17 protein-coding genes are annotated in these 18,740 nt (G+C 70.0%); 10 read left to right on the top strand and 7 right to left on the bottom strand.

The genetic code is table 11. From position 1 onward, the window contains the following. Nucleotides 1-68 precede the first annotated feature (68 nt). Nucleotides 69-677 carry a TetR/AcrR family transcriptional regulator gene (locus AB0J87_RS02870; protein WP_363962358.1) on the bottom strand — a complete coding sequence of 203 codons (609 nt, stop codon included), beginning with the start codon at nucleotides 675-677 and terminating at the stop codon, nucleotides 69-71. Nucleotides 678-741: 64 nt separating this feature from the next. On the opposite strand from AB0J87_RS02870, the gene AB0J87_RS02875 reads away from it, so the two are divergent. Then, entirely contained in the window at nucleotides 742-1,749 is a 1,008-nt protein-coding gene (locus AB0J87_RS02875; protein WP_363962359.1) for an ATP-binding cassette domain-containing protein, read from the top strand. Then, a complete protein-coding gene (locus tag AB0J87_RS02880) occupies nucleotides 1,746-2,594 on the top strand; it encodes an ABC transporter permease (protein WP_363962360.1) in 849 nt (282 codons plus the stop codon). The genes AB0J87_RS02875 and AB0J87_RS02880 overlap by 4 nt, the downstream gene beginning before the upstream one ends. 16 nt (nucleotides 2,595-2,610) lie before the next feature. On the opposite strand, the gene AB0J87_RS02885 is transcribed toward AB0J87_RS02880, so the two are convergent. Both AB0J87_RS02885 and AB0J87_RS02890 read right to left on the bottom strand, forming a co-directional pair. Beyond that, nucleotides 2,611-5,421 (bottom strand): BTAD domain-containing putative transcriptional regulator, encoded by a 2,811-nt coding sequence (locus AB0J87_RS02885; RefSeq protein WP_363962361.1) that lies wholly within the window; start codon nucleotides 5,419-5,421, stop codon nucleotides 2,611-2,613. A 449-nt stretch (nucleotides 5,422-5,870) separates the two neighbouring features. Beyond that, nucleotides 5,871-6,554, bottom strand: coding sequence for a TetR/AcrR family transcriptional regulator C-terminal domain-containing protein (locus AB0J87_RS02890; protein WP_363962362.1), 684 nt, complete (start codon nucleotides 6,552-6,554; stop codon nucleotides 5,871-5,873). Between the two features lie 111 nt (nucleotides 6,555-6,665). Between AB0J87_RS02890 and AB0J87_RS02895 the strand changes: the two genes are divergently transcribed. Genes AB0J87_RS02895 through AB0J87_RS02915 form a run of 5 tightly spaced genes read left to right on the top strand, consistent with a single transcriptional unit; the run spans nucleotide 6,666 to nucleotide 10,887 of the window. Beyond that, nucleotides 6,666-7,814 carry an NAD(P)/FAD-dependent oxidoreductase gene (locus tag AB0J87_RS02895; protein WP_363962363.1) on the top strand — a complete coding sequence of 383 codons (1,149 nt, stop codon included), beginning with the start codon at nucleotides 6,666-6,668 and terminating at the stop codon, nucleotides 7,812-7,814. Nucleotides 7,815-7,868: 54 nt separating this feature from the next. Then, nucleotides 7,869-8,582 (top strand): helix-turn-helix domain-containing protein, encoded by a 714-nt coding sequence (locus AB0J87_RS02900; protein WP_363962364.1) that lies wholly within the window; start codon nucleotides 7,869-7,871, stop codon nucleotides 8,580-8,582. Nucleotides 8,583-8,636: 54 nt separating this feature from the next. Continuing rightward, on the top strand, nucleotides 8,637-8,969 hold the full coding sequence (locus tag AB0J87_RS02905) for a YciI family protein (protein ID WP_363962365.1): 333 nt from the start codon (nucleotides 8,637-8,639) through the stop codon (nucleotides 8,967-8,969). Between the two features lie 47 nt (nucleotides 8,970-9,016). Further along, on the top strand, nucleotides 9,017-9,847 hold the full coding sequence (locus AB0J87_RS02910; RefSeq protein ID WP_355190557.1) for a helix-turn-helix transcriptional regulator: 831 nt from the start codon (nucleotides 9,017-9,019) through the stop codon (nucleotides 9,845-9,847). 44 nt (nucleotides 9,848-9,891) lie between these two features. Beyond that, nucleotides 9,892-10,887 carry a zinc-binding dehydrogenase gene (locus AB0J87_RS02915; protein WP_363962366.1) on the top strand — a complete coding sequence of 332 codons (996 nt, stop codon included), beginning with the start codon at nucleotides 9,892-9,894 and terminating at the stop codon, nucleotides 10,885-10,887. A 159-nt stretch (nucleotides 10,888-11,046) separates the two neighbouring features. Here AB0J87_RS02915 and AB0J87_RS02920 read toward each other — a convergent pair whose 3' ends face one another. Further along, on the bottom strand, nucleotides 11,047-11,658 hold the full coding sequence (locus tag AB0J87_RS02920) for an NAD(P)H-binding protein (protein WP_363962367.1): 612 nt from the start codon (nucleotides 11,656-11,658) through the stop codon (nucleotides 11,047-11,049). Nucleotides 11,659-11,758: 100 nt separating this feature from the next. Between AB0J87_RS02920 and AB0J87_RS02925 the strand changes: the two genes are divergently transcribed. Both AB0J87_RS02925 and AB0J87_RS02930 read left to right on the top strand, forming a co-directional pair. Continuing rightward, on the top strand, nucleotides 11,759-12,052 hold the full coding sequence (locus AB0J87_RS02925; protein WP_363962368.1) for an antibiotic biosynthesis monooxygenase: 294 nt from the start codon (nucleotides 11,759-11,761) through the stop codon (nucleotides 12,050-12,052). 62 nt (nucleotides 12,053-12,114) lie between these two features. Continuing rightward, entirely contained in the window at nucleotides 12,115-12,747 is a 633-nt protein-coding gene (locus tag AB0J87_RS02930; RefSeq protein WP_363962369.1) for a helix-turn-helix domain-containing protein, read from the top strand. 1,012 nt (nucleotides 12,748-13,759) lie between these two features. On the opposite strand, the gene AB0J87_RS02935 is transcribed toward AB0J87_RS02930, so the two are convergent. From AB0J87_RS02935 to AB0J87_RS02945, 3 genes are read right to left on the bottom strand one after another with little or no spacing between them, the layout of a single operon-like run. Beyond that, entirely contained in the window at nucleotides 13,760-14,671 is a 912-nt protein-coding gene (locus tag AB0J87_RS02935) for a carbohydrate ABC transporter permease (protein WP_363962370.1), read from the bottom strand. After that, nucleotides 14,668-15,639 (bottom strand): ABC transporter permease subunit, encoded by a 972-nt coding sequence (locus tag AB0J87_RS02940; RefSeq protein ID WP_363962371.1) that lies wholly within the window; start codon nucleotides 15,637-15,639, stop codon nucleotides 14,668-14,670. The genes AB0J87_RS02935 and AB0J87_RS02940 overlap by 4 nt, the downstream gene beginning before the upstream one ends. A gap of 37 nt (nucleotides 15,640-15,676) precedes the next feature. Further along, on the bottom strand, nucleotides 15,677-17,314 hold the full coding sequence (locus tag AB0J87_RS02945; RefSeq protein ID WP_363962372.1) for an extracellular solute-binding protein: 1,638 nt from the start codon (nucleotides 17,312-17,314) through the stop codon (nucleotides 15,677-15,679). 210 nt (nucleotides 17,315-17,524) lie between these two features. On the opposite strand from AB0J87_RS02945, the gene AB0J87_RS02950 reads away from it, so the two are divergent. Next, nucleotides 17,525-18,724 carry an ROK family transcriptional regulator gene (locus AB0J87_RS02950; RefSeq protein WP_363962373.1) on the top strand — a complete coding sequence of 400 codons (1,200 nt, stop codon included), beginning with the start codon at nucleotides 17,525-17,527 and terminating at the stop codon, nucleotides 18,722-18,724. Nucleotides 18,725-18,740 lie beyond the last annotated feature (16 nt).

The raw sequence follows: 18,740 nt of genomic DNA on the forward strand, positions 1-18,740 counted from the left end.
ACGGCTTGCCGACCGGAGTCCGGTTCCACGGCCCATCCGCCGTACGGAACCGACCCACCGCACCCGTCCTAGCGGCTCGCGGGCGGCCGGACGCAGAGGCGCAGCGTGCTTTCCAGGCAGAGAGCCGCCGCCTCATCGGCGGTGAGGCGGCCGTCGGCGAGTTCCGCCGCGGCGGCGTGCTGGAGTCCGATAACGGCGGCGGCGAGCCAGGCGGCCGGGGGTGCCGGGTCGAGGTCGCCCGTGTCCTGGCCTCGCCGGATGAGCCGTTCGAGGCGCGGTGGCACGACGTCGTGGGGGTCGTTGCTCTTGGGCCGGTGGACGGAGGTCGTGGTGGGGTCGAGCAGGAGGGGGTAGCGGCTCAGGAACCGCCAGCCGGCGTCGAGGAACTGGGCCAGCGCGTCGGCGGGCGGCGCGGTCTCGAGGCCGGCGGCGTCGAGCAGGGCGGAGTATTCGGCGGCCGCCGTCTCGATGAGGGCGTCGATGAGGGCGTCGCGTGAGGGGAAGTGCGCGTAGACGGTCTGGCGGCTGACGTTCGCCGCGGTGGCGATCTCTTCCATGCTGGCGTCGGGTCGCTCGCCGAGCGCGATGCGGGCCGCGTTGAGGATCGCGTCGATGCTGCGCCGGGCGTCGGACCGGCGACGGCGGGCGGGCCTGGCGGGGTCGAGTGTGTCGGCCATCGCAGCGATGGTATCGGCTCGGCATAACCTTGACAATCTGTAAGAGATAAATAAGTCTTACGGCATGTCAAAGAAAAGCGCGGTTGAGGAGCAGCCGGCGATCGAGGCGTACGGCCTGGTCAAGGTCTACGGCGAGAACCGGGCACTGGACGGGATCGACCTCACGGTCCGGCGCGGTCAGGTGTTCGGGTTCCTGGGCCCCAACGGGGCGGGCAAGACCACCACGATCCGCATCCTGGCCACCTTGACCCGGCCCGACGGCGGCACCGCCCGCGTCCTCGGCCACGACGTGATCGTCGACCGGGACGCGATCCGCGCCCGGGTGGCCGTGACCGGCCAGTTCGCCGCCCTGGACGAGGACCTGACCGGGTACGAGAACCTGACCGTCCTCGCCCGCCTCCACGGCCTGCCCCGCGCCGCCGGCAGGCAGCGAGCCGACGACCTGCTGGCCGCCTTCGACCTGACCGGCGCGGCCGGCCGCCCGGTGGGCGGATACTCCGGCGGGACGCGCCGCCGGCTGGACATCGCGGCCAGCCTGATCGTGACCCCCGACCTGCTGTTCCTCGACGAGCCGACCACCGGGCTCGATCCGCGCAGCCGTACCCAGGTCTGGGAGCTGGTCCGCCAGATCGCCGCGGCCGGCACCACGGTGCTGCTCACCACCCAATACCTCGAGGAGGCCGACCAGCTCGCCGAGCAGATCGTGGTCATCGACCGCGGCCGGGTCGTGGCCGAAGGCACCAGCGCCCAGCTCAAATCCCGGGTCGGCTCGGGCACCCTGCGCGTCCGGCTCCTCGACGGCGAGCAGCGTCCGCGAGCGCGGCAGATCCTGGCCGCCGCCCTGAACGGGACGGTCCGTCTCGCCGCCGACCCGCTCTCCCTGTCCATGCTGCTCGCCACCCCGGCCGACGCGACAGACGTGAGCCGGCTGGTCGGACACGCCATGACCCGGCTCGCCGACGCCCGGGTGGGCGTCGCCGAGGTCGCTCTCGGCCAGCCCAGCCTGGACGAGGCCTTCCTCGCCCTGACCGGCCACCCAGCCACCACCGACCACCAGGACGTGAACGCATGAGCACCCCGGCCGCCGTCACGCGCCCCGCCGCGGCGCGGACCTCCCCGATCGACATCCTGCTCGCCACCGGCCGGCAACACCGCCGCGCCGGGGCGCTGGCCGCCTCCGCGACCTTCGGCCGGCGAGCCATGCTCAAGATCAAGCACGACCCCAAACAGCTCGTGGACTCGATCGCCATCCCGATCCTGTTCACCGTGCTGTTCACCTACCTGTTCGGCGGCGCCGTCAGCGGCTCGACCGGCGACTACCTCACCTTCCTCCTGCCCGGCACGCTGAGCATGAGCATCGCCATCGTCACCATGTACGGCGGTGCCCGGCTCGCCAAGGACGTGACCACCGGAGCCTTCGACCGCTTCCGTTCGCTGTCCGTCTGGCGCGGCGCCTTCGTGCTCGGTGGCCTGCTCAGCGATGCCGCCCGCTACCTGTTCGCCTCCGGCATCGTGGTGGTCCTCGGGCTGATCATGGGCTACCGGCCCGAAGGTGGCGCACCCGGCGTGCTCGCCGCCGTAGCCCTGATCGTCGCCTTCGGGCTCTCCCTGTCCTTGTTGTGGGCCACGGTCGCCCTGCTCGTGCCCGATCCGGCCGTCGTCATCAGCATCGCCAACGTCGTGCTGATGCCACTGTCGTTCGCCAGCAACATCTTCGTCCAGCCCGGCACCATGCCCGGCTGGCTCCAGGCCTTCGTCGAGGTCAACCCGCTCAGCCACGTCGCCGCCGCGGCCAGGGGCCTGATGAACAACGCCGCCGGCACCGGCGGATCTCTCGTCTGGTCGCTCATCGCGACCGCTGCCATCGCCGCGGTGTGCGCGCCGCTCGCCCTCCACCTCTACAACAAGCGGGGCTGACGCGCCGGGCGCGTGGTCAGGGGCCGCCGCGGCAGGAGCGTCTGACGCCTCTCTCGGCGCCCACCAGGTCGGGCATGTCGAGGCAGAGGAGCTTGTAGCGGATCTCGTCGGCCGTCGACGGATCGACGACCTCGTCGACCAGGTCCAGGGCATGTTGCCAGGAGTCCCGGGCCGCGTCATGGTCGCCGGCCTCGCGGTGGCTGTCGCCGAGGTGGCGCAGGGTGCCGATCTCGTTGTAGCGGTCGCCGACGTCCCGGTAGAGGGTCAGGGCGTGCCGGTAGTAGACGATGGCCCGGTCGTAGTCGCCCATCCGGTGCAGGGCGTAGCCGAGGCCGTCCAGGACGCCCGCGTCGCCGTAGCGGTTGCTCAGGCCGTTCAGCTTGATCAAGGCGTCCTGGAGGTACGTGGCGGCCCGGCAGTCCTGGTCCAGCCTGATGTGGGTCCAGGCGAGCGCGTGCAGCATGCTGGCCTCGCCGGCGGGGTTGCCGGTGGCCGCGTACAGGGCGAGTGCCCGTTCGGCCTGCTGGATCGACTCCTCGTACCGGCCGACCTGGTCGAGCAGCCACGCGTGGCTGCGGTGGGCGGTGGCCAGCCCGGCCAGGTCGCCCAGCTCCTCGTGCAGCTCCAGCGAACGCCGGATGCCGGGCCAGGCCACGTGATAGTCCCCAAGGCGCGCGGAGGCGCGGGCCAGCGCCCGATGCAGGTGCGCCTGCGCGGCCCGGTGCCCCAGCCTCTGGGCGGCGGCGAGTCCATGGCGCTGTACGGTCGCGCAGTCGCGCCAGTGACCCTGCTGGTCGAGGAAGCGCTCCAGCGCCCAGGCCAGTTGCCAGCTGTGCGTGTCGAACCCGCCCTGGGCCGCCAGCTCCACCACGGACATCAGCACGGGGTGCTCGGCCGTGAACCAGGCCAGCGCCTGCCGGTCGTCATCGAACTCCGGCACGGGCCGGCCCAGCTCCGGCCGTACCCAGAACGGCGCGAACTTCCTGCAGGCCCCGTGCGCCTGCTGCGTGTAGTGGTCGAGCAGCCGTCCCATGGCCGCGTCCCGATCGTCCTCGGAGTCCGCCACGAGCTCGGTCGCGTACGCGCGCAGCAGATCGTGCGCGGCGTACCGGCCGGGGGCGTGCTCGGTGAGCAGGCTGGCCCTGGTCAGCTCGCTCAGCGCACGCCGTACGGGCTCACCCGCGAGGGCGGCGGCCGCCCCGGCACTGATATCAGGTCCCGGATGCAGCGCCAGCAGCCGGAACAGGCGGGCCGCCTCCGTGCTGAGCGACCGGTACGACCACGAGAACACCGCCCGCACGTCGACGGCCGGATCGCCGTCCGCGAAGGCGTCCAGCGTCGCGGGCGTCCCGCGCAGCTCGGCGGCGATCGCGGACAGCGGGAAGGCCGGGTTGGCGGCGGCGCGGGCGGCCACCACGGCCAGGGCCAGCGGCAGGCCGCCGCACCGTTCGACGATCTCGTCCACCGCCTGCGGCTCCCGCGCGAGGCGCTCCTCGCCGAGCCGCCGGGCCAGCGACTCCCGGGCGTCCTCGGCCGGGAACAGGTCCAGCGTCATCGGCAGCGCCCCCTCCGTCGCCAGCAGGCCCGGCAACCGGTCCCTGCTGGTGATCAGCACCAGGCAGCCGGGGCTGCTGGGCAGCAGCGGGCGTACCTGCTCGGCGTCGCGGGCGTTGTCCAGCAGGATCAGCACCCGGCGCTTGGCCAGCAGGCTCCGGTACAGCCCGACCTGCACGTCCACCGCGACCGGGATCCGGTGCGGCGGCACGCCGAGCGCCTCCAGGAAGCTCCTCAGGGCCTCGGCGGGGTCCATGGCGGACCCCTGGCGGTCGAAGCCGCGCAGGTTCACGTACAGCTGGCCGTCCGGGAAGCGGTGGGCCACCTGGTGTGCCCAGTGAACCGCCAGCGTCGTCTTGCCGACGCCCGCCATGCCGCCGATGGCGCTGATCACGACCGTTCTCAGCGCGTCGCCGTCGAGCAGGGCGAGGGCCTTGGCCAGGTCGGCCCGCCTGCCCGCGAAGACGGCGAGATCGGCGGGCAGCTGCGCGGGCCGCACCACCGTGTCCGCCGTGTCCGTCGCGAGCCCGTCGGCGGGCTCGGTCAGTACGCGCTGCTGGGCGGCGCGCAACTCCTGGCCCGGTTCGACGCCCAGCTCCTCGGCGAGCTCGTCCCGGACCGCCTGCCAGGTGTCCAGCGCCTCGGCCTGGCGGCCGGTGGTGGCCAGGCCGAGCACCAGCCTGGCCTGGAGCCGCTCGTCCAGCGGATGCCGGGTGGCCGCCGCCCTCAGCGCGGGCAGCAGCCCGACCATCCCGCCGTACTCCAGCGCCACGTCGGCCGCCTCCAGGGCGACCATGATCCGCTCCTGCTCCAGAGCGGCGAACACGGGCAGGGACCGCACCTCGGCCGGAATGCCCGCCGCCGCCTCCCCCTGCCATACGGCCAGCGCCTCCGCGTACAGCTCCACCGCCTCCGCCGGGGCGGCCGAGCGGGCCTGTCCGGCCAGGTGGCGGAAGCGCAGCAGGTCGAGCGTGCCGGCGTCGGCCTTCAGTCGGTAGCCGCCCGCGCCCCGGAGCAGCCAATCGCCCTCCGCCCTGGGCGGCAGCCCCGGCTCCAGCAACCTGCGCAGGTTGCCCACGTACCTGTGGACGACGTTGATCGAGCTGGACGGCGGGTCCTGTCCCCAGAGGACGTCGACCATCTCGTCCAGGCTCACGGGCCGTCCCGCGTACGCCAGCAGGAGGGCGAGCAGGGCTCGTTGCTGCGGGGGACCGGAGTTCAGCTCGACGTCTCCCCGCCAGAGGCGCACAGGCCCCAGCACCGCGAACCGCATCCGTCGCATCCCCCTCCGCAGACTTTGACATTTGGGAGTATTTTTAACCGGCCATGCAATCGGATTGCAGCGGGCTGAACGCCCCAAGGGCTCTCAAGGCTCATGCTTCGGACGCGTCAGAGCCGGGGAATGCTTTGCGGGGTAATGTGGCTGCATGAGGGGTATGTCCGAATAGCTGGTTGGGGATGTGCGCTCCAGTCCCTCGACCGCTCCGTCGCATTCTCGAAAGGAGCGAATCATGATCTTCCCGCGCTACATGTCAGCTGCGAGGATCTTGCCCGTGGCCATGGAGCCTCCTGGGCCCAATCCGCTGGGGCCGAAGAAGAGGATCAACAGCGACAGCAGCAGCCGTTCCAACCGCCGCCGCAGCCGCCGTCGCCGTTGAGCGAGGCGTAGTTCAGACCTGATGACGACCTGGCCGCAAATGGCCAGGTCTTCGTCTTCCGCGGTCATTCACGGCGTTCGCGGTCCAGCTCGTTGAGGATCCCGGCCAGGCCCAGCTCGAAGCGGCGGGTGAGGCCGGGGGTGCCGGTGAGCTCGTCCGCCACGGCCGTCACGTGGGGATAGCGGTCGGCGGGCAGCTCGCGCAGGAAACGGGTGATCTGGGCGAGGCGGGCGGGGTTGTCGGGGCCCTTGCCGAAGGCGATCTCCTGGCCGGCGAAACCGGTGACGTAGAACAGCAGCAGCAGGTAGCCGTAGCTCGACAGCCGGTTGTCGAACCCGGCCTGGCGCAGGATGCCGATGATGTGGTCGGCCAGCCGCAGCCCGTTCGGCCCGAAGGGCACCCTGCCCGGCAGGAGCCGGGTGGCCGCGGGGTGGGCGAGGAGGACCTGCCGGAGTTCGAGCCCGATGCCGGCCAGCCGCTCGGTCCAGGGGCCGTCGTCGTCGGCCGGCAGCTGGCACTTGCCCAGGACCACGTCGATCAGCAGGTCGAACAGCTCGTCCTTGCTGCGTACATGCCAGTAGAGCGACGGCGACTTGATGTCGAGCGCCACGGCGAGCTTGCGCATGCTGAACGCGTCGAAGCCCTGTTCGTCCAGGAGATCGAGGGCCGCCTGGGCGATCTGGACGCGGTCCAGCCTCGGCTCGGTCTCCTCGATGCCGCCGGGAAAGCCGGGATCTTGACGTGCCATGCGCGAACTCCTCCGTCTGCCACGCACCAATCTAGCAGTGCAAGGCAATCCCTAGCGATGTTAGGGTTTCCCTCGCACTGCTAGGGAGGGTCGACGAGAGGACTGCGGGACATGCATGTGATCGTCATCGGTGCGGGGCTGGGCGGGCTGTGCCTCGCACAGGGGCTCCGGCAGAAGAACATCAGCGTCGCCGTGTACGAGAGCGACGAAACCCTGACCTCGCGGCAGCAGGGCTACCGCATCCACATCGACGAGCACGGCGACGGGGCCCTGGCCGCGAACCTGCCCGAGCGGCTGCACCGGTTGTTCCGCGCCACGGCCGGACGGCCGCGTACCAGCACGCCTGTCTTCGACCACCGGCTCGAGCGGCTCACGGTCCTGGAGCCGTCCGACGGTGGCGTGCACCTGGCGGTCGACCGGCTGACGCTGCGGCGGATCCTGCTCTCCGGCCTGACGGACACGGTCCGGTTCGGCAAGCGGTTCACGCACTACCGCACCGGCGCCGACGGCCGGGTCACCGCGTACTTCGCCGACGGCAGCACCGCGACCGGCGACGTGCTCGTGGCGGCGGACGGCGTCAACTCCCCGGTGCGCAGGCAGTATCTGCCGCACGCGCGCGTGGTGGACACGGGCCTGCGGCAGCTGTACGGCAAGGTGCCGCTCACGGCGCGGACCCGCGAGCTGTTCCTGGACGACATGTTTGCCGTGTTCACCCCGATCATCGGCCCGGACGGCAGCTTCGTCGGCGTCGCCCCGGTGGAGTTCCCCGAGCCCGTGCCGGCCGGCTTAGGCGTCACCCAGGACTACATGACCTGCTCCTTCGGCGCCCGCCGCGAGCTCCTGCCACCCGACGACGAACTGCGCGCCATGCCGGGGACCGAACTGCGCGCCCTGACCCTGCGGGCGATCGAGGACTGGCACCCCCGGGTCCGGGCGATCATCGACCACTGGGACACCTCCACGGTCTTCGCCCTGGTGCTCCGTACCAGCGTGCCGATCGAGCCCTGGCCGGCCACCAACGTCACGCTGCTCGGGGACGCCATCCACGCGATGAGCCCCGCGGGCGGGATCGGCGCGAACACCGCCCTGCGCGACGCGAGCGCGCTCACCGCCGCCCTCGGCGCGGCCGCCGCGGGCCGGCCGCTCCTCCAGGCGCTGGCCGAGTACGAGTCCGCGATGACCGCCTACGGCTTCGCCGCCGTACGCGCCTCCGCCGAGAACGGCCACCGCCTGCTCGGCCAGGACCCCCTCCCCGCCTGAGTGGCGCGTTCTCCGGCGATCTGGCGAGAATGATGACCGGCGGGGGGAGGCGCGATGGTGATGGAGAACGAGGACCGGACGTCGGACTCGCCCTATATCGAGCGGGTCTACCGCAGCAAGGGCGTCTCCCCGGTCAAGCGGATGCACTCGGTCGCCAACTCCAACTGGGAGCTGGTGATCTGGGAGCACTGCGGGCGCGCGCACGTCGCGATCCGCGGGCCGGAGACCAGGCCGACCACGGTGGACATGAGCCCCGATGGGTCCGCGTTCGGGATCATCTTCGCCCACGGCGCGGCCATGCCGCACCTGCCCGTCCAGGGCCTGGTCGACTCCGCCGTGCTGTCCCCGCACGTGACCTCGGACACGTTCGTGCTGCAGGGGGAGGAGTGGGAGCTGCCGGGCTTCGACAACGCCGAGGTCTTCGTGGACCGGCTCGTGCGTTCCGGCATCCTGATGCGCGACCCGCTGGTGACCGACGTCGTCGCGGGCGACGACGCCCCGCGGCTGAGCGCCCGCTCGGTGCAGCGCCGGGTGGTCGCCGCCACCGGGCTGACGCAGGGGGCGATCCGGCAGATCGAGCGCGCCCGGGAGGCGGCCATGCTCCTCGGCGAGGGCGTCGCGCCGCTGGACGTGGTGCACCGGCTCGGCTACTACGACCAGCCGCATCTTGCCCGCTCGCTCACCCGGTTCATGGGCCGTACGGCGACCGAGCTGCAGCATCCGGACCCGGACGAGCCCCTGTCGCTTCTGTACAAGTCCGGGCAGTGAATCTCCCATAGCGTGCAACCACCTACCCACCTCAGTTGGCACAGGAGCGGGACCATGCCCAAGTTCGCCCTCATCTACCAGTACGACCCCGCCGCGACGGGCCCGGCCGAGGGAGAGGTGCCGGACTGGTTCGCCTATGACAAGGAGGTGCGAGAGGCCGGCGTCCTCGCGTACGAGGCCGGCTTCCACGAGGCCAGCAGCGGCCGGACGGTGAGCGTGCGCGACGGCGCCGCGGTCGTGGACGACGGGGTCGCGCCGACGTCCGGGGCCATCGTCGCCGGCCTGTACGTCGTCGACGTCGCGGACATCAACGCCGCCACCTCGTGGGCGGAGAAGATTCCCACCGCCCGCTACGGCAGCGTGGACGTGCGCCCCGTCGTCGAGTAGGAGTCGAGTAGGAGGGGTGGCGGTCTATGGTCGCCTATGGTGTGTTGGTGACTGCCAGCCAAGGCCGCCGTGACCAGCTCAAAGAGTTCCTGCGTGGCAAGCGGGAGGCTCTCACCCCCGCCGACGCCGGAATGCCCGCCGGAGGGCGCCGCCGCACTCCGGGACTGCGCCGGGAAGAGGTGGCGGTGCTCGCCGGGGTGGGAGTGTCCTGGTACACCTGGCTGGAGCAGGGACGCGACATCAAGGTCTCCGACGCCGTGCTGGACGCGGTCGCCCGCGCGCTGCAGCTCGACGAGGCGGAGCGGGCCCACCTGTACGTGCTCGCCGGGCTGAACCCGCCGGACCCCACGGGCCGGCCGGGCGCGCCGGTGAGCGAGCAGCTGCGCGCGGTGCTGGACGCCTGGATGCCCAACCCGGCGCACGTGCTGGATCGGCACTACAACCTGGTGGCGATGAACGACGCGGCCAGGTGGGTGTTCGGATTCGACGGCGAGGTCCGCAACTGCATGGTGGCCTTCTTCACCCATCCGATCTACCGCGGCAGGTTCACCGCATGGCACGAGTTCGCCCCGGACATGGTGGCCGACTTCCGTGCCAGCGCGGCCCGCTATCACGACGATCCGCTCTTCGGGCAGATCGCCGAAGAGCTGTGCGGCGCCAGTGCGGAGTTCGCCGAGTTGTGGGCCCGGCCGGATGTCCGCTCCCGCTCCCAGGGGATCAAGGCGATCACCCATCCCGAAGCCGGGGACCTCGTCTTCGAGTACTCGCTGTTCCGGCTGCCGGATCGTACGGACCTCAACGTGGTGCTGCACACGCCGCATCCCGACACCGACACCAAGGCGAAGGTGGAGAGCCTGGTGGTGGCACACCCAGGATGAGCCGACACTGCCTTACCGAAAGCCGTCCCACCACGATGGACGGCATGAAGGCAATCACGATCCCCGAATTCGGCAGCGCGGACGTCCTCCGCCTCGACGAGGTCAAGCTCCCCGAGCCCGGGCCTGGGCAGGTCTCCATCGACGTGGCCTACGCGGGCGCGAACTTCGCCGAGATCCTCTACCGGCAGGGCGTGGTGGACGTACCGCTGCCCTTCGTACCCGGCATCGAGGTGTCCGGCCGCATCCGGGCGCTCGGCCCCGGCGTCGAGGGCCTGCGCGTGGGCCAGTCGGTCGCCGCCCTGACGATCGTCGACAGCGGCGGCTACGCGGAGGCGGTGGTCACCTCCGCGGACCTGGTGGCCCCGTTGGACGGCCACGACCTGGGGCTGGGCATCGCGGCGGCGCTGCCCTCCAACAGCACCACCGCGTTCCTCGTGCTCGACCGGGTGGCCCGCATCGAACCCGGGGAAAGCGTGCTCGTGCACGCCGCCGCCGGAGGCGTGGGCAGCCAGCTCGGCCAGGCCGCCCGGTTGCTGGGCGCGGGCCGCGTGGTGGGCACCGTGGGCAGCCCCGCCAAGATCGAGACCGCCAAGGCGTTCGGCTACGACGAGGTCGTCCTGCGCGACCAGGTGGCCGAGGCCGGTCGGTTCGACGTCGTGGTGGACATGGTCGGCGGTCCGGCCCGGCGCGGCAGCCTGGACCTGCTCGCGCCGATGGGCCGGATGGTGGTGATGGGCAACGCCTCCGGCGCCGAAGATGTCGGGATCTCGGCCAACGAACTGTGGTTCACCAACAAGACGGTGTCCGGGTTCAACCTGGCGGCCTTCTCCGCCGCTTTCCCCGCGGAAGCAGGCCGGGCGCTGCGTCGGGCTGTGGCCGCGGCCGCCGGCGGGGAGCTTCGGGTGCAGGTCGAGTCGCTCCGGCTGGAGCAGGCCGCGCAGGCCCACCGCCGCATCGAGTCCGGCCGGACCACCGGCAAGCTCGTACTCGAAGTCGAACGAATCCAGGAGTTGAGCGGAGCTGACGAGGCAGTCACCTGACCGCTCGGACAGCTGGGCGTATTCGAGGGGTGAATCCTTTTGAGGGCTGCCGCTGGACGTCTCCGCCTGGGCCGCACGATCGGACAGGTCCGTAAGGAACACCACGATCCGTTCGCCGCGCTCGTCGAGTGCACACTTGTGCGCCCCCGGGGGTCTGTTTCAGGACGTGATGGCGACGCCTTGGCGTAGGTAGGTGTTGTCTTCGAGTTCGGACAGCATGAACTCGGCGATGTCCGCGCGGGACACCTTGGAGGTGAAAGTCAGCCGGAGGTCCGAACCGGTACGGTAGCGGCCGGTCCGCGGTCCGCTGGTCAGGATCGGCGCCCGGACCAGGGTCCACTCGGTCTCGCTGGGTCGTACCAGGGCTTCCATGTGTTCTTTGTCGCGCAGCACTGACCGTTCCAAGAGCCAGGAGACGGCGACGTAGAGGCTGCGGTGACGGCTTTCGGCGACGCCGTAGTTGCTGAGAATGAGGAGCCGGCGCGGTCGGCCGGCGGCGATTGCCGACAGGATCGTGCGGATTCCTTCGGTGCAGATCGCTGGTCCGCGTCGCTGCCTGCCGAGGGTGCTGACAACGGCGTGCGCATCCTCGATGGTCTGCGCGACGGGCGCGAAGTCGCGCACGTCACCGGTCACCACGCGGAGGCGTTCGTGCTGCGGGATCGTCGCCGGGCTCCTGCTCAGGGCGGTTACCTGATGTCCACGTTCCAGAGCCTGATCGAGGACAACGCGACCGGTACGACCGGTTGCGCCGAAGATGGCCAGATGCATGGTGTCGCCTCTCTGGGGTGGTACGCCACAATTATACGGGACGCCTGTCCCGCTTAAGTGTTATCGTGCCGTGCAACGCCACGCAAAACGGAGGTCGAACATGTTGATCGTCGCAGGCAAGGGCTACGTCGAGCCGCAGCACCGCGAAGCGTTGCTCGCGGGTTTGGAAGCGTCTCTGCGACAGGCGCGAGCTGAACCGGGATGCCTGGACTACGTAGTAGCCGCCGATCCTGTCGAACCCGGCCGCGTCAACGTGTACGAGCGGTGGGAGTCCAAGGAACACCTCTCAGCCCACCTGGCAGCGATGGCCCGACCGGCGCAGCCCACCCCAGCCGTACTCAGCATCGAGATCACGCAGTACGAGATCGCCGCTTCCTTGCCCGTCCAGATATAGCTGGGCTGCCCATCGACGGTGGGCGCCGTCGATGGGCAGCGCGGTGTCTATGATCGGCGTCAATGGCACAGGAACGATACTCAGGCGAGCCAGGATCGGGCGCGACAGATGAGCAGGCCACGTTGAGCCCGGTCAGGCGCCAGCGCGCCGACGGTCGTCGCAACCAGGCGCGGCTTCTGGAGGCCGCCTTCGCCGCCTTCGCCGAACACGGCGCCTCCGTTTCCGTGCGTGAGATCGCACGGCGAGCGGGCGTTAGCACCGGCACCTTCAGCAGGCACTTCCCGACCAAAGACGCGCTGTTCAGGGCCGTCGTACTCAACCGCATCGGGCAACTCGTCCAGCGGGCCGACGAACTCGCCGCCGACAACGACCCGGCCACCGCGTTCTTCACCTTCTTCGCGGTCCTGGTGGAAGAAGGCGCAGCCGACCACTCAGTCGGCGACGCGCTCAGCAACGCAGGTTTCGACATCCAAGCCGCCGCATCGGCCGCGAGCCGGGACTTCGGGAATGCCCTGGACGGTCTGCTCGCCAGGGCGCAAGAAGCCGGCGCGGTACGCCAGGACGTTGATGCCGCTGACGTCAAGGCGCTGGTCGTCGGCTGCCTGGCCCGTGAACGCGACGGCATCGACGACACTGCACGGCAGCGCATGATTTCGATCATCTGCGAAGGGCTCCGCGCCCACCCGCGACCCTAAAGGAACCAGCACGAACGCTGCCTTGACCAGGGGTTCCAGGAACAGGTGGCCAGCTCTACCCCTGCGGTTTCCCCACGGCTACGCCGCAGACCTTCACCGTGGCCTCCCGACCGGCGACCTCAATACCGGCCCAGGAGTTCCCCGCCCCGTGATGAGGGGACGGGCGCGCACCGCGATCCAGCCCAGATCCACCGGATTTCGAGCCGGCGGGAAACTTAAGGGGCGTGACAGCGCTGGTTCCTCTCGTCCACCTTCCCGTCTCGCTTGCCGGACCCGGGCCATCCGGTCGTGGCGCTCGAGTCGGGTAGCGGGGACGCATCGCTGCGTCCCCGCTACCTCAGAACCGTGCAAGCAGCTGTTCACCGCACACGGCTCAAGCAAGCCCCGAGGGCTCGCGGGCCGGAGAAGATGCGTCAGCTCGGCGGCCCCGTCCGCCGTCGACAATGGGTGTGGAGAAGTCGGATTCGTTGATCGCCCGGCGTGCTCCCGCCCAGGAACGCGACGTACTGCTTGGAGATCGCCTTCCTGATGATGGCCCGCCATGCCTCCCATTCCTGGGGGCTTCTCGGCGGGTGGTCGGCGTGCAGCAGGAGTCCTCCACAGGCCGGACAGCGACCGTGCTGGGTCTGAAGCAGGCGCACGGCCGTGCCGTCGACCGGTGGAGGGGGTCCCTTGCGACGCCGCTCGGTCCAGTACGACTCCAGGGCCGGGACATCCGGTAACGCCCTGCAATTCATGCGGGCCAATGCCCGGGAGAGCGCGAGAGGGCTGGGAAGTCCTCTCGCCCGGGGGCTCGTGGCGAAAGCCGCGAGACCCCGATGGACGCGTCCGAGCGTTAGCGAGGGCCGCTCGGGGCGGGCTCCAGCAGGCCCACCCCGTAACCGGGCAACGGGTGGGCGCCGGCGAGCGAAGCGAGCGGGGGTTGGGGGATCGAAAGGGGGCGGAGCCCTCTTGGGAGGCTCTGCCTGGAATCCCAAGGCGCGCAGCGCCCCCTCGTGGAAGGCCTTGCTTGTCAGCCCTTGATGGCGCCCACGATCACGCCCTTGGTGAAGTGGCGTTGGACGAAGGGGTAGATGATCAAGGCGGGGATCACCGCGATGACCACGATGGCCATTTTGATGGCGAGTGTCGGCGGGGCGTCGCCGGTCACGCCTGCCGTGGCGCTGGGCAACGGGTTGGAGTCCACCACGTACTGGCGCAGGATCAACGCCAGCGGCCACTTCCTGGTGTCGTCGATGTAGAGCATCGCGTTGAACCAGGCGTTCCAGTAGCCGACCGCGTAGAACATCGCCACGACGGCCGTGACCGCCTTCGACATGGGCAGGACGATGCGCCACAGGATGCGGAACTCGCCCGCCCCGTCGATGCGGGCGCTGTCCAGGACCTCTCCCGGGATGCTCATGAAGAACGAGCGCAGCACCACCACGTTGAACGCCGAGACGGCCGTCGGCAGGATCAGCGACCAGTAGCTGTCCTTCAGGCCCAGGCCGCTGACCATCAGGTAGACCGGGATGATGCCGGGGAAGAAGACGAACATCAGCAGCACGCTGAACAGCAGCGGGCGGTGGAGGAACGAGCCCGGGCGCGACAGCGAGTACGCGCCCAGGATGCTCACGCCGGCGCTGAGGAGCGTCCCGACCACCGTGACGCCCGTGCTGACCAGGACGGCCCTGCTGACGACCGTGTCGGAGAAGATCTGCTCGTACGCCTCGAACGTGATCCCTTCCGGCACCAGCACCAGCCCGCCCGCCCGGTTGACCGTGGCGGCCGAGCTGAGGCTGGTCAGGACGATGGTGTACAGAGGGCCGAGCACCACCACGACGACCAGGGTGATCAGCGAGCCCTTGCCGAACTGGCCGAACGGCGAGGGGCGTTCCTCCCACGGCGCGAGCCGGGAGGGCTTACGGGAGGTGAGTACGGTCATGATCGCGAATACACCCCTCGCTCGCCGAACGCGTGCGCGACCCGGTTGGCCGCCACGATGAGCAGCAGCCCGACCAGGCCCTTGAACAGCCCGGCCGCCGCCCCGTACCCCAGGTCCCCGGTACGCAGGCCCGACCAGTACACGAACGTGTCGAAGACCTCGGACGCCGCGCTGCCGACGGCGCTGCGCTGCAGCATGAACTGCTCGAACCCGACGTTCAGCGCGTCCCCGAGCCGCAGGATCAGCAGGAGCACGATCACCGGACGCAGCCCGGGCAGCGTGATGTGCCACATGCGACGCCAGCGGCGGGCCCCGTCCACGGCGGCGGCCTCGTACAGGTTGGGGTCGATGGTGCTGAGGGCGGCGAGGAAGATGATCGCCCCCCAGCCGGCGTCCTTCCAGACGGTCTGGGACGTGATCAGTAGGATGAACGTGTCGGAGTTCGTCATCCAGTCGACGCCCTCGTGGCCGCGCTCCCGCAGGATCTGGGCCAGCAGCCCCGCCCCGCCGAACATCTGCTGGAAGATGGCGATGACCAGCACCCAGGAGAAGAAGAACGGCATGTAGACCACGCCCTGCACGAACGCCCTCAGCCGGGCCGAGACGATGCTGTTGAGCAGCAGCGCCAGCATGATCGGCACGGGGAAGTAGAAGACGAGCTGGAAGGCCGTGATGGACAGGGTGTTCGCGATGGCGCGCAGGAACTGGGGGTCCTGGAGGAGCAGCCCGAAGTTGGTGAAGCCGATGATCGGGGAGCCGGCGATCCCGTCGGTGTACGGGTTGTAGTCCTGGAACGCGATGACGTTGCCGAGGGCCGGGATCCACCAGAAGGCGACGACGAGCAGGAGCATCGGCAGGTTCATCACGAGCAGCGGCCAGTCCCGGCGGAGCTTGGCCCTCCAGGTGATCTCCTGCGGGGCGGCCTTGCTGGGCTGCGGAGCCGTCCGTCTGGCCGTGATCACACCCATGAACAGCCTCTTACCGTTGCGCGGGTTCTCACGGGTCTCACAGCCTGCCGTTCTCCCGCGCGACCTTCATGTAGAACTCCCGGGCCTCGTTCCCGCCCTGGTCCTGCCACTCCTTGACGACGCTCGGCCACTCGGAGACCGGCCGCTTGCCCCGGAAGATCTCCTGCATCTTGTCCTCGATGGGCGTGACGAGCCCGGCCATCTTCGACGGCGTCTCCACCCGGAGACCCACGAACGGGTCGTTGGACAGGAGCTTCGCGGCGTTCGACTCCCAGTCGTAGAGCGACTGCACGAGGTCCCTGTACTGGCTCGTCGCGTTGGCGTTGGGCCGCCCCGACAGGAACAGGTACGTGGGCGCGACCTCCTTGCGCCCGAGCGCCGTCGTCTTGATGACGCCGTTCTCGACCGTGTAGTGCTTGCCTTCGACGCCGTTGGAGACCAGTTCGTACTCCTGCGTCCCGAACGGCGCCGAGGTCCAGTTGGCCAGGGCGAGCAGCTCGCGCGTGCGCGCGTCCCCGAGGCCCTTCTTGATGAAGGCGAACATACTGGCGGGCTCGTTGCGCCATACGATGGGGGTGCCGCCCGCGTGCTGCGGGTAGGGATTGACGATCTCCATCTTGAACTTGGGGTCGTCCGGCAGGAAGCGGTCGAGGTTCTCGTGCCAGGCGCCGAGGCCGTCCCAGTAGATGATCATCTGGCCGCTGCCGAAGATGGCCTTGTTGTCGGCGTTCTTGTTGGCCACGACGTCCGGGTGGACGTACCCGTTCGAGAAGAGCTTCGTCATGAACTCGACGTGCGCGGCCCATTCGGCCGTCTCGTACTTGTACTCGAGCGTGCCGTCGCTCTTCTTCCGCCACTCGCGCGGAGCGCCGAAGGCGCGCTGGACCTCCTTGTCCATGCCGCCGAACGCCCAGCGCTTCTTCTTCGGGTCCGTGATCGCCTTGCCGAGCGTCATCAGGTCGTCGGCGCTCTTGGGATGCTCCAGGCCCAGGTCCTTCAGAATGTCCCCGCGGACGAACGTGGCCTGCGGGAACGGGTCGTTCTGCCAGGGGATGCCCTGGAGCATGCCGCCGAAGACGCTGTACTGCCAGGCCGCCGTGTCGTAGTTGGCCAGCAGAGGGAACTCCTTGGCCTTGTCGCCGGCCAGGTAAGGGCCCAGGTCGGCGAAGAGCTTGTTGGCCGCCTCGGTGAAGTGGGCGATCTTGATGAGCTCCCATTGGGGGACGCAGACCATCTCGGGCACGTCGCCGCTGGCCAGGACGGTGCTGAGCTTCTGCCCATACGTGTTGCCGTCCGAGATGTTGAAGCGCACGACGCCGCCGAGGCGCTCGGTCATGTAGTCGTAGTAGGAGTTGCTGCCCGGCCCGGGCGGCACGGTCCCCCACAGCGGCGTCATCGCGGTCACCTCTTTGCCGCTGGTCAGCGGCTTGGTGGTGACGGCCTGCACCATGTTGGCCGGGCGGGTCAGGAAACCGGGCGCGACGAACTCGTTGCCCGGCAGATCCGGTTTGAGCCCGGGGATCTCGAACGGCACCCGCGTGGGCACCAGGCTCTTGAGCTTGTCGGCCGCCACGGCCGTACCCTTGGACAGCTGCTTCTTCTCGGCGCAGCCGGCCACCAGGACGCTCGCACCGACCAGGCCGAGGAATCCGCGGCGGGACGTGTTGGTTGCCATGGCCCGCTCCCTTCTCCAAGTGGGGATGACCTCGTTAAAATTAGTTGGTATTACGACCAAACAAATTAGTAGACTGTGACCGTGGCCACAAGGGATCGCGACGTCACAGGTTGGTGCCGATGAGAAGCTGCGCGGCATCGACTCCTGTTGGTGAAGGGAGCCCGGGATGCGGCATGCTGGGGTCATCTCTTGGCGGGAACGGGGCTGATTTTGATCACTTCTACGACCGGCCCTCAGCCGGCCGACTTCGCCGACGTACGGGCCACCAACCTCGCGGTCGTGCTCCGGTTCGTCCGGGAGCACGCGCCCTGCTCGCGGGCCGACATCGCGGCCTCCACCGGGCTCAACAAGGCGACGGTCTCCAGTCTCGTCGCGGACCTCATCGACCGGCGGCTGGTCCGTGAGACGGGGCTGACGGAGAACCGGGTCGGGCGGCCGGCCACGATGCTGGTGCTGGACGGCTCGCCGTACGCCGCCATCGGGGTCGAGATCAACGTCGACTACGTGTCCGCTGTGGCCGTCGACCTGGCGGGGGAGCGGCTGCTGACGTGGCGGCGCTCGTTCGGCGGCGGCGAGTCCGTCAACCAAGGGGTGGCGGGCGTCGGCGCGATCATCAGGCGGGTGGTCAGCCGCATGGCCAAGGAGGAGCGCCAGATCCTGGGCCTGGCCGTGGCCGTGCCGGGGCTGGTCGACGTGCAGGGCACCGTACGCATCGCACCCAACCTCGGCTGGCGCGACGCCGACATCGGCGGCGACCTGACCAAGGCGCTGCGCGACCCGGGCTTCCCGATCCAGGTCGACAACGACGCCAACCTCGCCGCCCTGGCCGAGCAGCGCTTCGGCGCGCACGCGGGGGCCTCCGACCTCGTCTACCTCACCGGCGAGATCGGCGTCGGTGCGGGGATCATCCTCGACGGGCGGCTGCGCCGCGGCCGCCTCGGCTACAGCGGCGAGATCGGCCACGTCCAGCTCGATCCCGACGGTCCCGAGTGCCACTGCGGGCGGCACGGCTGCCTGGAGGTCATGGCCGGGATCGGCGCCGTGCTGGGCAAGGACCCCTCTCCCGCCGAGATCCAGGTGGAGATCGAGGAGTCCGTACGCCTCGCCCGCGCCGGCGACCCGGCCACCCTGGCCACGCTGGAGTCGGTGGGCCGGAGCCTGGGCAGGGGCGTGTCGATCCTGGCGAACCTGCTCAATCCCGAGGTGGTGATCCTGGGCGGCTACTACGTCCCGCTGGCGCCGTGGCTGCTGCCCGCCGTCCAGGACGAGATGGACGGCCGCGTGATCGCCTCCGGGTCCGGCGGCTGCCAGGTCGTCGCCTCGACGCTGGGCCACGACGCGGCCGCGCTGGGCGGTGCCGCGAGGGTGCTCGACTCCATCGATTCGGGGAGATTGCCCCGAGTCCCTTGACCTCGGTCACCGGGGA

Origin of the sequence: Nonomuraea sp. NPDC049625 (genome assembly GCF_040675285.1) — a bacterium.
Taxonomy (GTDB): Bacteria; Actinomycetota; Actinomycetes; order Streptosporangiales; family Streptosporangiaceae; genus Nonomuraea; species Nonomuraea angiospora_A.

What these genes read in the sequence shown, in the direction of transcription:
- AB0J87_RS02885 (WP_363962361.1), bottom strand. Translation starts at nt 5,421, where the DNA reads ATGCGGTTCGCGGTGCTGGGGCCTGTGCGCCTCTGGCGGGGAGACGTC.
- AB0J87_RS02895 (WP_363962363.1), top strand. Translation starts at nt 6,666, where the DNA reads ATGCATGTGATCGTCATCGGTGCGGGGCTGGGCGGGCTGTGCCTCGCA.
- AB0J87_RS02875 (WP_363962359.1), top strand. Translation starts at nt 742, where the DNA reads ATGTCAAAGAAAAGCGCGGTTGAGGAGCAGCCGGCGATCGAGGCGTAC.
- AB0J87_RS02915 (WP_363962366.1), top strand. Translation starts at nt 9,892, where the DNA reads ATGAAGGCAATCACGATCCCCGAATTCGGCAGCGCGGACGTCCTCCGC.
- AB0J87_RS02890 (WP_363962362.1), bottom strand. Translation starts at nt 6,554, where the DNA reads ATGGCACGTCAAGATCCCGGCTTTCCCGGCGGCATCGAGGAGACCGAG.
- AB0J87_RS02880 (WP_363962360.1), top strand. Translation starts at nt 1,746, where the DNA reads ATGAGCACCCCGGCCGCCGTCACGCGCCCCGCCGCGGCGCGGACCTCC.
- AB0J87_RS02940 (WP_363962371.1), bottom strand. Translation starts at nt 15,639, where the DNA reads ATGGGTGTGATCACGGCCAGACGGACGGCTCCGCAGCCCAGCAAGGCC.
- AB0J87_RS02930 (WP_363962369.1), top strand. Translation starts at nt 12,115, where the DNA reads ATGGCACAGGAACGATACTCAGGCGAGCCAGGATCGGGCGCGACAGAT.
- AB0J87_RS02870 (WP_363962358.1), bottom strand. Translation starts at nt 677, where the DNA reads ATGGCCGACACACTCGACCCCGCCAGGCCCGCCCGCCGTCGCCGGTCC.
- AB0J87_RS02900 (WP_363962364.1), top strand. Translation starts at nt 7,869, where the DNA reads ATGGTGATGGAGAACGAGGACCGGACGTCGGACTCGCCCTATATCGAG.
- AB0J87_RS02945 (WP_363962372.1), bottom strand. Translation starts at nt 17,314, where the DNA reads ATGGCAACCAACACGTCCCGCCGCGGATTCCTCGGCCTGGTCGGTGCG.
- AB0J87_RS02935 (WP_363962370.1), bottom strand. Translation starts at nt 14,671, where the DNA reads ATGACCGTACTCACCTCCCGTAAGCCCTCCCGGCTCGCGCCGTGGGAG.
- AB0J87_RS02920 (WP_363962367.1), bottom strand. Translation starts at nt 11,658, where the DNA reads ATGCATCTGGCCATCTTCGGCGCAACCGGTCGTACCGGTCGCGTTGTC.
- AB0J87_RS02925 (WP_363962368.1), top strand. Translation starts at nt 11,759, where the DNA reads ATGTTGATCGTCGCAGGCAAGGGCTACGTCGAGCCGCAGCACCGCGAA.
- AB0J87_RS02905 (WP_363962365.1), top strand. Translation starts at nt 8,637, where the DNA reads ATGCCCAAGTTCGCCCTCATCTACCAGTACGACCCCGCCGCGACGGGC.